Source organism: Neohoeflea coraliihabitans (genome assembly GCF_019334345.1).
GTDB lineage: Bacteria > Pseudomonadota > Alphaproteobacteria > Rhizobiales > Rhizobiaceae > Pseudohoeflea > Pseudohoeflea coraliihabitans.
In genome coordinates, this window is sequence record NZ_JAHWQX010000003.1 from 102,441 (window position 1) to 113,891 (window position 11,451).

The 11,451-nt window shown below is 63.6% G+C and carries 11 protein-coding genes; 4 read left to right on the forward strand and 7 right to left on the reverse strand.

Features of this window, described 5'->3' with window-relative positions; genetic code table 11:
* Positions 1–4: 4 nt before the first annotated feature.
* Genes KY465_RS11565 through KY465_RS11575 form a run of 3 tightly spaced genes read right to left on the reverse strand, consistent with a single transcriptional unit; the run spans position 5 to position 3,621 of the window.
* Positions 5–1,369: a dihydrolipoamide acetyltransferase family protein gene (locus KY465_RS11565; protein WP_219201871.1), complete on the reverse strand. Its 1,365-nt coding sequence runs from the start codon at positions 1,367–1,369 to the stop codon at positions 5–7.
* 4 nt (positions 1,370–1,373) lie between these two features.
* The gene (locus KY465_RS11570) at positions 1,374–2,387 is read right to left on the reverse strand and encodes an alpha-ketoacid dehydrogenase subunit beta (RefSeq protein ID WP_219201872.1); all 1,014 of its coding nucleotides are present in this window, start codon (positions 2,385–2,387) and stop codon (positions 1,374–1,376) included.
* A 1-nt stretch (position 2,388) separates the two neighbouring features.
* A complete protein-coding gene (locus KY465_RS11575; RefSeq protein ID WP_219201873.1) occupies positions 2,389–3,621 on the reverse strand; it encodes a 3-methyl-2-oxobutanoate dehydrogenase (2-methylpropanoyl-transferring) subunit alpha in 1,233 nt (410 codons plus the stop codon).
* A 378-nt stretch (positions 3,622–3,999) separates the two neighbouring features.
* On the opposite strand from KY465_RS11575, the gene KY465_RS11580 reads away from it, so the two are divergent.
* The gene (locus tag KY465_RS11580) at positions 4,000–4,467 is read left to right on the forward strand and encodes an Lrp/AsnC family transcriptional regulator (protein WP_219201874.1); all 468 of its coding nucleotides are present in this window, start codon (positions 4,000–4,002) and stop codon (positions 4,465–4,467) included.
* 25 nt (positions 4,468–4,492) lie between these two features.
* The gene (locus KY465_RS11585) at positions 4,493–4,894 is read left to right on the forward strand and encodes a hypothetical protein (protein WP_219201875.1); all 402 of its coding nucleotides are present in this window, start codon (positions 4,493–4,495) and stop codon (positions 4,892–4,894) included.
* 44 nt (positions 4,895–4,938) lie between these two features.
* Here the strand turns inward: KY465_RS11585 and KY465_RS11590 are convergent, their stop codons facing one another.
* The gene (locus KY465_RS11590; protein WP_219201876.1) at positions 4,939–5,274 is read right to left on the reverse strand and encodes a hypothetical protein; all 336 of its coding nucleotides are present in this window, start codon (positions 5,272–5,274) and stop codon (positions 4,939–4,941) included.
* 10 nt (positions 5,275–5,284) lie between these two features.
* On the reverse strand, positions 5,285–6,226 hold the full coding sequence (locus tag KY465_RS11595; RefSeq protein ID WP_219201877.1) for a DnaJ C-terminal domain-containing protein: 942 nt from the start codon (positions 6,224–6,226) through the stop codon (positions 5,285–5,287).
* 217 nt (positions 6,227–6,443) lie between these two features.
* Between KY465_RS11595 and fumC the strand changes: the two genes are divergently transcribed.
* A complete protein-coding gene (gene fumC / locus KY465_RS11600; RefSeq protein ID WP_219201878.1) occupies positions 6,444–7,892 on the forward strand; it encodes a class II fumarate hydratase in 1,449 nt (482 codons plus the stop codon).
* Positions 7,893–7,896: 4 nt separating this feature from the next.
* On the opposite strand, the gene KY465_RS11605 is transcribed toward fumC, so the two are convergent.
* Together KY465_RS11605 and KY465_RS11610 are read right to left on the reverse strand one after the other, a co-directional pair.
* Complete coding sequence (locus KY465_RS11605; RefSeq protein WP_255561631.1) at positions 7,897–8,388, reverse strand: OsmC family protein; 492 nt, start codon at positions 8,386–8,388, stop codon at positions 7,897–7,899.
* A gap of 39 nt (positions 8,389–8,427) precedes the next feature.
* Positions 8,428–9,708, reverse strand: coding sequence for a Zn-dependent hydrolase (locus tag KY465_RS11610; protein ID WP_346432632.1), 1,281 nt, complete (start codon positions 9,706–9,708; stop codon positions 8,428–8,430).
* A gap of 122 nt (positions 9,709–9,830) precedes the next feature.
* Here KY465_RS11610 and KY465_RS11615 point away from each other — a divergent pair, with 122 nt between their 5' ends.
* Positions 9,831–11,390 carry an ABC transporter substrate-binding protein gene (locus tag KY465_RS11615; RefSeq protein ID WP_219201879.1) on the forward strand — a complete coding sequence of 520 codons (1,560 nt, stop codon included), beginning with the start codon at positions 9,831–9,833 and terminating at the stop codon, positions 11,388–11,390.
* The last annotated feature ends 61 nt before the right edge of the window (positions 11,391–11,451 follow it).

The window sequence follows — 11,451 nt, forward strand, 5'->3', positions numbered from 1 at the left end:
GCTCCTATTCGTCGATGAACAGCAAAGCGGGGTTTTCCAGCAGTGCCTTCAGTTTCTGGACGAACACCGCTGCGTCCCAGCCATCGATGATGCGGTGATCGAAGGAACTCGACAGGTTCATCATCGTGCGCGGCTGAAACGCCTGGCCGTCCCAGACCGGGCGTACGGCCATCTTGTTGACGCCGACGATCGCCACTTCCGGATGATTGATGATCGGGGTCGTGGCCAGGGCGCCAAGCGGTCCGAGCGAGGTGATGGAAATGGTCGAACCGGACAGCTCGTCGCGCTTCGCCTTGCCGTCGCGGGCGCTTTGCGCGAGGCGGCCGATCTCGGCGGCGGCTTCCCAGAGCGACAATGCTTCGGCATGGCGCACCACCGGAACGGTCAGGCCGTTCGGCGTTTGCGTCGCAATGCCGACATGCACGGCGCCGGACTGGTGAATGACGCCCGCCTCATCGTCGAAGGTGGCGTTCAGCTGCGGCTGTTCGGCAACGGCGCGCACGATGGCGCGCATCAGGAACGGCAACACGGTCAGCTTGCCGCGTGCGGCGGCATGGCTGGCATTGAGCTCGGCGCGCAGGGTCTCGACCGCTGTCACGTCGACCTCCTCGATGATGGTGATATGCGGAATGCGGCTGGCCGAGATCGACATCTTCTCGGCGATCCTGCGGCGCATGCCGAGAACCTTGATGTCCTCGCTGTCGGTTCTCGGCGCACGGCCGGTACCGCTCTGCCCGATCTGCGGATTGGCGATCCAGGCATCGAGATCCTGGTGCGAGATGCGGCCCGCCGGTCCGGTTCCGGCGACAAGGCGCAAATCGATGCCGGCATCGCGGGCCCGCTGGCGCACGGCGGGAGCGGCTAGCGGTCTCTCATTGGGCTGCAATGCCCGGGTGCGTGGCTCCGGTTTCGCGGTGCCCGACCGTTGCGATGCGCGGGGTTCGGCCGAGCCGGCCGAGGGTTGCGGCGGTGCTGGCGCGCCAGTGCCGGGATCGGGATCGGCGCTGCCATCGGCCGGCGCGGTGCCCGGCGCTTCCGGTCCGGGTTCCGGCTGTGGCTTACCCTCCGGTCCGGCCTGCGCCGATTGTGGCGCAGTTTCGGACGCTGGCGCGGCTACGGGGGCATCCGCATCGGTCTCGATCTCGACGAAAGTGGCGCCGATGGCCAGCGTGTCGCCCGGTTCGCCGCCGAGGGCCACGATCTTGCCGCTGACCGAAGAGGGCACCTCGACAGCCGCCTTGTCGGTCATCACCGTGCCGAGCACGTCGTCCTCCTGCACCTCGTCGCCAAGCGCGACATTCCATTCGGTGAGCTCTGCTTCGGCAATGCCTTCGCCGACATCGGGCAGCGTGATGGTGATGCGTGCCATGTGCTCAGGCCTCCATGACATCTTTGAGGGCGGCGGCCACCCGCTCCGGCCCGGGAAAATAGGCCCATTCCTGGGCGTGCGGGTAGGGCGTGTCCCAGCCGGCGACGCGCAAGATCGGCGCCTCGAGATGATAGAAACAGGATTCCTGCACGGTGGCGCTCAATTCGGCGCCAAAGCCGGAGGTGCGGGTGGCTTCATGCACGATGACGCAGCGGCCGGTCTTTTGCACGGATGCCGTGATGGCCTCGACATCGAGGGGCATAAGGCTGCGCAAGTCGATGATCTCGGCATCGATGCCGGTTTCATCGGCAGCCGCCTCGGCGACATAGACCATGGTGCCATAGGCGAGCACGGTGACGTCGCTGCCCTTGCGGCGCACGGACGCCTTGCCGAGGGGAATGGTGTCGTAGTCCTCGGGAACCTCGCCGAGCGGGTGCTTTTTCCAGGCGGTGACCGGCCGGTCGTGATGGCCATCGAACGGCCCGTTGTAGAGACGTTTGGGCTCGAGGAAGATCACCGGGTCAGGGTCCTCGATCGCCGAAAGCAACAGGCCCCTGGCATCATAGGGGCTCGAGGGCACGACAACCTTGACGCCGGAAACGTGCGTGAACAGCGCTTCGGGGCTCTGGCTGTGCGTCTGACCGCCGAAAATGCCACCGCCGGTCGGCATGCGGATGACCATCGGACAGGTGAATTGTCCGGCCGAGCGGTGGCGCATGCGGGCCGCTTCGGAGACGATCTGGTCATAGGCGGGATAGACATAGTCGGCGAACTGGATCTCGACCACCGGTTTGAGGCCATAGGCCGCCATGCCGATCGCCGCGCCGACGATGCCGCTTTCGTTGATCGGCGCGTCGAAACAGCGATGCTTGCCGTATTTTTCCTGCAGGCCGGCGGTGCAGCGGAAGACGCCGCCGAAATAGCCGACATCCTCGCCGAAGACGACCACCTTCTCATCGCGCTGCATGGCAAGGTCATGGGCGCTGCGGATCGCCTCGATCATCGTCATGCGCGCCATGTCAGTAGCCTCCGGCCTGGCGTTGGGCGACAAGATGCGGCGGCATCTCGGCATAGACGTCATCGAACATCGAGCGCGGCGAGGGATGGCTGCCGGAAATCAGGGTGCCGATCGCCTCGGCCTTTTTCTGCGCCGTGCGGACCGTCTCGGTGATCTCGGCCAGCGCCTGGGTGTGGCGCTCTTCCGACCATTCGCCAAGCGTGATGAGATGGCGTTTGAGCCGGTCGATCGGATCGCCGAGCGGCCAGGCCGAGAACTCGTCCTTGGAGCGGTAGGCGGAGGGATCATCGGAGGTGGAATGGCCGCCGGCGCGGTAGGTGACATGTTCGATCAATGTCGGACCAAGCCCGGCGCGAGCCCGGTCGGCGGCCCATTTGGCGACCGCATGAACCGCCAGATAATCGTTGCCGTCGACGCGCAGCGAGGGAATGCCGAAGCCGTGGCCGCGCTCGGCAAAGGTGACGGCATTGCCGCGGGCAAAACCCTGAAACGTCGAGATGGCCCACTGGTTGTTGACGATGTTGAGAATGACCGGGGCGTTGTAGGTCGAAGCGAACACCATCGCGGCGTAGAAATCGCTTTCCGAGGTGGCGCCGTCACCGATCCAGGCCGAGGCGATGCGCGTGTCGCCGGCGATTGCCGAGGCCATGCCCCAGCCGACGGCCTGGATGAACTGCGTGCCGAGATTGCCCGATATGGTGAAGAACCCATGCTCGCGCGAGGAATACATGATCGGCAATTGCCGCCCCTTGAGCGGATCCTCGGCATTCGAATAGATCTGGTTCATCATGTCGACGAGCGGATAGCCGCCGGCGATCAATAACCCTGCCTGCCGGTAGGTGGGGAAATTCATGTCGCCCTCTTCGAGCGCCATGCGGAATGCGCAGGCGACCGCTTCCTCGCCGAGATGCTGCATGTAGAAGCTGGTCTTGCCCTGGCGTTGTGCCTTGAGCATGCGTTCATCGAAGGCGCGCAGGGTCAGCATGTGGCGCAGGCCGTCGCGCAGGTTCTCGACCGAGAGCGTATCGGCCCAGGGGCCAACAGCCTCACCCTTCTTGTTGATGACGCGAATGATCGAAAAGGCCATGTCGCGCATGTCTTCGGGCGACGCATCGGTGTCGGGGCGCCGCGCTTCGCCGGCGCGCGGCACGACGAAATCACTGAAATCGGGCTGGTCGCCCGGGCGGCAGCCCGGTTCGGGAATGCGCAGCGACAAGGGCTTGGAATCAGGCATGGCGCATCGTCCTTCGCAGGGAGGTGGAGAGGAGAAACGGAAAGCGCAAGCCGCGCAAAGGGGCGGCGCCGCAGCGGCTGGAGCGCGGATCGAGAAAGCGGCGGAGATGGTCGAAGTGCTGAAGCCGAAAGGCAGTTGCGAGCATGGAGAATGCCGGCTGCGGCGCAAGGCCTGCTGCTCCTGCCTGGCTTGCATCCATGACGTGCTCCTCTACGCCTCGGCTTTGCGTCCTGAACGGTCAGGTTGCCGTCAGTGTCGCTCTTCTCGGATATGGAGGCTAGCGAAAAAAAGGCAAAATGTTCTGCTTTTAATGTTTGCAATCGTTGTATTGGCAAACGATAATTCTGTTATGTCTCATATTTGCGGAAGAAATATCTGATGGCCGTGCTGGATGACATGGATCGCCGTATCCTCAAGGCGCTGGCACAGAACGGCCGGTTGTCCAACACGGACCTGGCTCGCCTGATCGGGTTGTCCCCGAGCCCGTGCTGGCAGCGGGTCAAACGTCTCGAGGAGGCGGGGATCATCGCCGGCTATGCGGCGATTCTTGACCATCAGGCGCTCGGTGTCGGCGAGACCGTGCTGGTGGAAGTCATTCTTGATCGCCATGATGCCGAAGCGCTGGAAAATTTCGCCCAGGCAATCACGGCGATGCCGGAGGTGCTCGAGGTCCATCTGATGGCCGGCGAGTTCGACTATCTTCTGAAAGTTGCGGCCGACGGCACGCGTGGGGTCGAGGAGTTTCTGCGCGAGAAACTGTTCCGCATCCCGGGCCTGCGCCACGCGCGATCGAACTTTTCCTTGCGCTGTCTGAAGCGCGAGGTGTCCTATGTGCCGCCGGGCTGAGCGGCGCGAGGGGAGGAGGCAGACAATGCTGCGAGAAGTGATCGGACAATGTGGCGGGCGCGCAGTGCTGCTGCTCGACACGATCACCAGCCTGACAATGGACGATCGCGGCGCCGTGGTCATTACCGGATCGCATGGCGGGGCGAGCTCCGGCGCCATTGCACTGAAGTGTTTTCCAGGGTTGGTGGTCTTCAACGATGCGGGGGTCGGCAAGGACCGGGCCGGGATTGTTGCGCTGTCGATGTTTGCCGAACACGGGGTGGCGGCTGCGGCGGTTGACAAGGACAGCGCCCGGATCGGCGATGCCGCCGACATGTGGGCCAGCGGTATCATTGCGCATGTCAATGGGCCGGCCGGGGCGGCGGGCGTCAGGTTCGGTCACAGCGTGCTTGAAGCGGTCGCCGCGCTCGACACCTCAAAACTCTAGGATTCGGTCCCGACAACTACAGGGATGGGCACTGGCCCGAGGTCTCAACCGCGACGCCGGACCAGAGCCTGTCCGAGCCTGGCGCGCACCTCGAGCGGCTCGCGGGCAATGGCATCGGCGAGGGTTCGCAGATCCGCACGCGCGTCGTGCAGTTGGTCGAGCAGCGAGACGATGATGGCGAGCGTATCGTCGGCGAGTTCGAATTCCTCGGTCAGTTCCGACAGGAGTTCGAGGCGGGCCACGTCCACCGGACGGTAGGCCGGACCGCTTTCGGTGGCCAAAGGCCGCACGATGTCGGCTTCGACGTAGGAGACAAGGCGCAGGCGGGTCAGGCGGCCGACCCGGGTGAGGACCTGCTCTTCAGTGTAAAATGACGTCATCGCAGCCTCCTCAGATCATGCCCCGGCGCGGATCATAGGCGTTCTTTGCCCGCCAGGTTTCCATGAAAGTCTTCAGCTCGTCATCGATCTCCGGGGGCGCGACGATCTTCAACTCGACGCGCTGATCGCCGCGCGGCTTGCCTTTTGCGGCTATGCCGCGGCCTTTCAAACGCAGGGACTGGCCGGAGGTCGCTCCCGGCGGGACCGTCAGATTGACGGGTCCGTCCAGGGTTGGCGTCTTCACCTTGGCGCCGAGAACCGCTTCATCGATGGTGATCGGCAGGGTCATGACAATGTCGTTGCCCTCGCGGCGAAACACGTGGTGCGGCTTGACAGAAAGGGTGATGTAGGCGTCGCCGGCCGGAGCTCCGCCCGAACCGGGTCCGCCCTTGCCGCGCAGGCGAATGGTCTGGCCATCCTGGATCCCGGCCGGGATCTTGACGTCGAGCTTGCCGCCGTCGGGCAGGGTGATCTGCCGCGTGGCGCCCTGCGCAGCGTCTAGGAAGGCAACGTCCATGGCGTAGCGCATATCGGCCCCCTGCATGGCGAACTGGCTGCCGTCGGCAAATCCGCCAGCGGTGCCCGAGGGTCCGCGCGAGCGCTGGCGAAACATCTCGGCAAAAATGTCGGCGGGGTCGCCGAAATCCTCGAAGCCGCGCGTCGTGCGGTAACGAGCGCCATCGCTGCCGCCGGCGTGATCCCGGTAGAATTGCCGCTCGGGCTTTTCCTGGCCGCTGGCGTCGATTTCCCCGGCATCGTATCTGCGGCGCAATTCCGGATCCTTGAGCAGATCGTAGGCGCCGGAAATCTTGACAAAACGCGCCTTGGCCTCGGAATCATCAGGATTGATGTCCGGATGGCTTTCGCGCGCCAGCTTGCGGTAGGCTTTTTTCAGTTCCTCGGCGCTGGCGGTCTTTTTCACCCCGAGGATATCGTAGGGATCAGTGGACATGGATGGATACTGCCGAAATTGGACCTGCAAGGATAGGGTAACACTCGCAGGCAATGTGAGGTCGGGATGGCCGTCTTTCAAGAGGTCGCGCCGCGCAAGTCCTTGATTTCGCGGTTGTCCGGCTGCTTTTTGCGGGCTGCCGGTTGATGATGCGGGCAATGGCTGCCCGGTGACCTATATGGCGGGTACCAGGTTACTGCCACGAGGAGAAAATGGAATGGCACACGCTGCGAACACCAGGTTTCCGCAAATCGGCATCGATGCGGAAGGGCCTCGGCGGGAGTTCGATTCCATGGGCGAGATAGAGGTGCCGGGCGAGAAATACTGGGGCGCGCAAACGCAGCGATCGCTGCATCATTTCGCGATCGGCGGCGACCTGATGCCGAAGGAGGTCTGCCACGCCTACGGAATCGTCAAGAAGGCGGCGGCGCTGGTCAATGCGGAGGCCGGACGGCTCGACGATGACACGCTGCAGGCGATCAGCCAGGCCGCCGAGGAGACCATCAGCGGCGCGCTCGATGCGCATTTTCCTCTGTATGTCTGGCAGACGGGCTCGGGAACGCAGACCAACATGAATGTCAACGAAGTGATTTCCAACCGCGCGATCCAGCTGCTCGGTGGCGAACTGGGCAGCCAGAAACCGGTCGCGCCGAATGATCACGTCAACATGTCGCAATCGTCGAATGACAGCTTTCCGACGGCAATGCACATTGCCACGCTGGACATGCTCGACCGGCGTCTGCTGCCGGAACTGGAAAAGTTGGCGGCGCTGATCGAAACGAAGGCGGAGCAGTGGATGGATGTGGCCAAGATCGGCCGCACGCATCTCGAGGATGCGGTGCCGCTGTCGGTCGGGCAGGAGTGGTCGGGCTGGGCGGCGCAACTGCGCGCCGTGATGGAAACCGTCGCCGCGAGCCGCGCCGGCTTGTATCAACTGGCGCTCGGCGGCACGGCGGTCGGCACCGGGCTGAATGCGCCGGAGGGTTTTTCCGAAGCTGTGGCAGCAAAGATCGCTGAACTGACCGGCAAGTCGTTTGTCACGGCGCCCAACAAATTCGCTGCGCTTGGCGGGCTGGATGCCATGGTGCAGGCTTCCTCGGCGCTGCGCGGCGTCGCCGTGGTGCTCTTGAAAATCGCCAATGACATGCGCTGGCTGGCCTCGGGCCCGCGCTGCGGGCTTGGCGAATTGCGCCTGCCGGAAAATGAACCCGGCTCCTCGATCATGCCCGGCAAGGTCAATCCGACGCAATGCGAAGCGATGATCATGATCTGCACCCAGGTGATCGGCCTTGATGCGGCCGTCGGCATGGCCGGCAGCCAGGGCAATCTGCAATTGAACGTCATGCGGCCGCTGATCATTTACAATGTGCTGCAATCGATCCGCATTCTTGCCGATGGCTGCGGCACGTTCCGGCAATTCTCGGCGGAGGGCACCGAGATCGACCGGTCGCAGATCGCCGCGCATCTGGAAAACTCGCTGATGCTGGTGACGGCGCTGTCGCCGGAGATTGGCTATCAGGCCGCAGCGCACATCGCCGAGGATGCCCACAAGCGCGGCGTGACGCTGCGCGAGGCGGCGCTGGCGTCCGGGAAGATCGATGCCGAGACCTATGACCGGGTGATCGTGCCGGAAAACATGATCGGCAAGGGCGTGGCCGGCGCCTAGGATCCTAATCCCGGGGCCGGGATTCAGTCACTTCGGGTTCGCACGTCACGGGAAAATTCACCGAGCGGGCGATGAAGCAATGCCTGTGGATCTCGGCATGCAGAGCCCTGGCCTTGGCAAGGTCCGTGCCCGCAGCAACCTCGATCTTCGGGCGCAGCGTCACGGCGCGAAATGAGCCGCTGCCGTCCGGTTCACTTTCGGCTTGGCCAATCGGCGCATCCTGGTAGGCCATGACGATGATGCCGGTGTTGGAAGCCAGATGCAGATACCAGAGCATGTGGCAGCTGGCGAGCGCCGAAAGCAGAAGGTCCTCGGGATTGTGCAGAGCCGGATCGCCGCCGAGGCGGGGATCGTTGGAGGCGGCGACGGGCGGCTTGCCCGGCGTGTCGATTACCCAGTTGCGATCGTATCCCGTGTAGCGGCGGGTGCCTTCGCCGCGGTTGCCGGTCCAGCGGATGCGGGCATGAAAGTCATGGCGCTCGGACATCGGTGTCATCCGTTCTCAACGTGCAAGGGGCAGGCGGGCGATATGATATTAAAACTTGTCGCCCTGCACCGCCAGTTCGGTGAGGGTGTCGAGGAGCAATTCAGCCCCGCACACGACGTCGTCCCACTCGGTGTATTCCTCGGGGGCGTGCGAGATGCCGTTGCGGCTTGGCACGAAGATCAATGCGGAGGGCCAGCGGCTCTGCATGGTCTGGGCGTCATGTCCGGCCCCCGAGGGCATGCGTCGCCATGCCATGCCGCGCCGCTCGGCGATGGCCGCGATGCGCTCGGCGAGTTCAGGATCGAGGCGAACCGGCGCCAGCAGACTTTTCTCAACGATTTCAACGGTCAGACGATGGCGTGAAGCCACCGTTTGCAGGCGCTGTTGCACGGCTTCGCGGAGTTTTTGCTGAATTGCCGCGTCGGTATCGCGAATGATGATCGAAAAGATCGCCAGGCCCGGAATGGTGTGCGGAAAATTGGGTTCGAGCTCGACCTTGCCGATGGTGATGCGCGACTGCGCTCCGCCGACCGCCTCGATCAGCGACGGGATCGTCACGGCGAATTCCGCCAGACCGGCAAAGGCATCGGCGCGCAGGTTCATCGGGGTGGTGCCGGAGTGATTGGCAAGGCCGGTGAAGGTGACCGAGAGGTTGCAGACGCCCGAAATCGCCTCGACGATACCGATGGCGCGGCCCTCGGATTCCAGGACCGGTCCCTGTTCAATGTGCAATTCGAGAAAGGCGGCGATGTCGGCGGGGGATCGCGCCGCGGTCGGGACGCTGTCGGGGTTTAGACCCACCTGTCGCATGGCGTCGGCGAGGCGGATGCCTTGCGCATCGGAGGCGGTGTGCAGCCAGCCCGGATCAACCTGCCCGGCGAGGGCCTGGGAGCCGAGCATGCCGCCAAAGCGGCCTTCCTCCTCGGCAAAGGCGACCACTTCGACGGCCGTCTTCGGCCAGATCTCCGCCGTCTTGAGCGCACGGATGCATTCCAGACCGGCCGCAACGCCGAGCGCACCGTCGAAGCCGCCGCCTTGCGGCACCGTGTCGAGATGTGAGCCGACCAGGATCGAGGGCCCTTCGGCGGGTCCGTAGCGACCGAAGATATTGGCGGCGCCGTCACGCGAAACCGTCAGCCCCTCGCGGCGCAGCAGGTCTTCGAACCAGTCGCGGGCGGCCATGTCGGCGGCCCCGTAGCCGATGCGGTTGTAGCCGCCGGTCTCTGCGTCATGACCAAAGCGATTGAGATCATCAAGCAGTTCGCGCAGCCGGGAGGAGGCAATGCGCGGCTGTTTCGCCAATTCAGAAGGCGTTTTCTTCTCAGTCACTTAACACTCTCCACGGCAGGTTTCGAAGACGGCTGTGCCAAATTTATTATAATAAAACCTTGTCATCTCCAAAATTATTCATGTTTAATGCGCATTCCCCGTTTCGAAGGAAGAGGATCCCCATGAAACATTTCCTGGCAGCAGCGATTGGCGCGGCGGGCCTGCTCCTGACCGCGCCGGTGCTGGCGCAGACCCCGCCGAATGTCGCGGTGGTCGGTCAGATCGCCGAACCGAAATCACTCGACCCGGCGACGGTGACGGCGGTCAACGACTTCCGCATTCTCGTCAACGTCTATGACGGGCTGACCCGTTACAAGGACGGCACACTGGAAGTGGAGCCGTCTTTGGCCGAAAGCTGGACCATCTCCGATGATGGCACCGTCTACACCTTCAAGCTGCGCTCGGGGGTGAAGTTTCATGACGGCTCGGACTTCAACGCCGAGGCGGTCAAGTTCAATTTTGACCGGATGCTGAAGGAAGACCATCCCGCCCACGATACCGGACCATTCCCGCTGGCCTTCTTCTTCTCGGCGGTGGAAGAGGTGAGCGTGGTCGACGATCTGACGGTCGAGTTCAAGCTGAACGCGCCCTATGCGCCGTTCCTGTCGAACCTCGCCTATCCGACGGGGCTGATCGTCTCGCCGGCCGAAGTCGAGGCGAAAGGCACCGAATTCGGGCGCCAGCCGTCCGGAACCGGAGCCTACAAGTTCGCCGAATGGGAACCGAATGCCAAGGTGGTGCTGACGCGCAACGAAGACTACTGGGACGGCGCGCCGCCGCTCGAGGCGATCGTCTACCGGCCGATCACCGACGCCAATACCCGCATTGCCGAAATGCTCGCGGGCGGGCTCGACATCATGGTGGAAGTGCCGCCGGACAGCCTGGCGCAGTTCCGTGACAATCCCGACTACCAGGTGCTCGAGCAGGCCGGACCGCATGTCTGGTTCCTGATCCTGAATGCCAAGGAAGGTCCGTTCGCCGACAAGAAAGTACGTCAGGCCGCGAACTATGCCATCGACAAGCAGGCCCTGGTCGAGAATGTCCTGCAGGGCACCGCCGAAGTGGCCGCCGGACCGACACCGCCGGCCTTTGCCTGGGCCTATGATGAAACGCTCGAGCCGTATCCGCATGATCCGGAGAAGGCCAAGGCGCTGCTTGAGGAAGCCGGCTATGACGGCGAGGAACTGACCTTCTATGTCACCGAAGGCGGCTCGGGCATGCTCGATCCGATTGCCATGGGAACGGCCATCCAGGCCGACCTGCAGGAAGTCGGCATGAAGGTGAAGATCGAGACCTATGAGTGGAATACGTTCCTCGGCAAGGTCAATCCGGGCCTCGAAGGCAAGGCCGACATGGCCGAAATGGCCTGGATGACCAATGATCCGGATACTTTGCCTTATCTGGCGCTGCGCTCGGAAGCGTTCCCCGACAAGGGCGGCTTCAATTCCGGTTATTACTCCAATCCGGAGGTTGATGAACTGCTCAACAAGGCGCGGGAAGTGACCGACCAGGCCGAGCGCGCCAAGCTGTACAAGCAGATGCAGCAGATCGTGCAGGAGGACGCACCCTGGGTGTTCGTCGCCAACTGGAAGCAGAACGCCGTGACCAAGGCGGGTGTCGAGAACTTCAAGCTGCAGCCCTCCTTCTTCCTGATGCTGCAGGACGTTGCCAAGCCGCAATAGGCTGCGGACTTTCGCGTGCGGCCGGGACCCCGGTGAGGGATCCGGCCGCCGCTTTGCCAAA

Excerpts from the sequence above, each read along its gene's own strand:
- KY465_RS11565 (WP_219201871.1), bottom strand. The coding sequence starts at position 1,369 with ATGGCACGCATCACCATCACGCTGCCCGATGTCGGCGAAGGCATTGCC.
- KY465_RS11570 (WP_219201872.1), bottom strand. The coding sequence starts at position 2,387 with ATGGCGCGCATGACGATGATCGAGGCGATCCGCAGCGCCCATGACCTT.
- KY465_RS11575 (WP_219201873.1), bottom strand. The coding sequence starts at position 3,621 with ATGCCTGATTCCAAGCCCTTGTCGCTGCGCATTCCCGAACCGGGCTGC.
- KY465_RS11580 (WP_219201874.1), top strand. The coding sequence starts at position 4,000 with ATGGCCGTGCTGGATGACATGGATCGCCGTATCCTCAAGGCGCTGGCA.
- KY465_RS11585 (WP_219201875.1), top strand. The coding sequence starts at position 4,493 with ATGCTGCGAGAAGTGATCGGACAATGTGGCGGGCGCGCAGTGCTGCTG.
- KY465_RS11590 (WP_219201876.1), bottom strand. The coding sequence starts at position 5,274 with ATGACGTCATTTTACACTGAAGAGCAGGTCCTCACCCGGGTCGGCCGC.
- KY465_RS11595 (WP_219201877.1), bottom strand. The coding sequence starts at position 6,226 with ATGTCCACTGATCCCTACGATATCCTCGGGGTGAAAAAGACCGCCAGC.
- fumC (WP_219201878.1), top strand. The coding sequence starts at position 6,444 with ATGGCACACGCTGCGAACACCAGGTTTCCGCAAATCGGCATCGATGCG.
- KY465_RS11605 (WP_255561631.1), bottom strand. The coding sequence starts at position 8,388 with ATGACACCGATGTCCGAGCGCCATGACTTTCATGCCCGCATCCGCTGG.
- KY465_RS11615 (WP_219201879.1), top strand. The coding sequence starts at position 9,831 with ATGAAACATTTCCTGGCAGCAGCGATTGGCGCGGCGGGCCTGCTCCTG.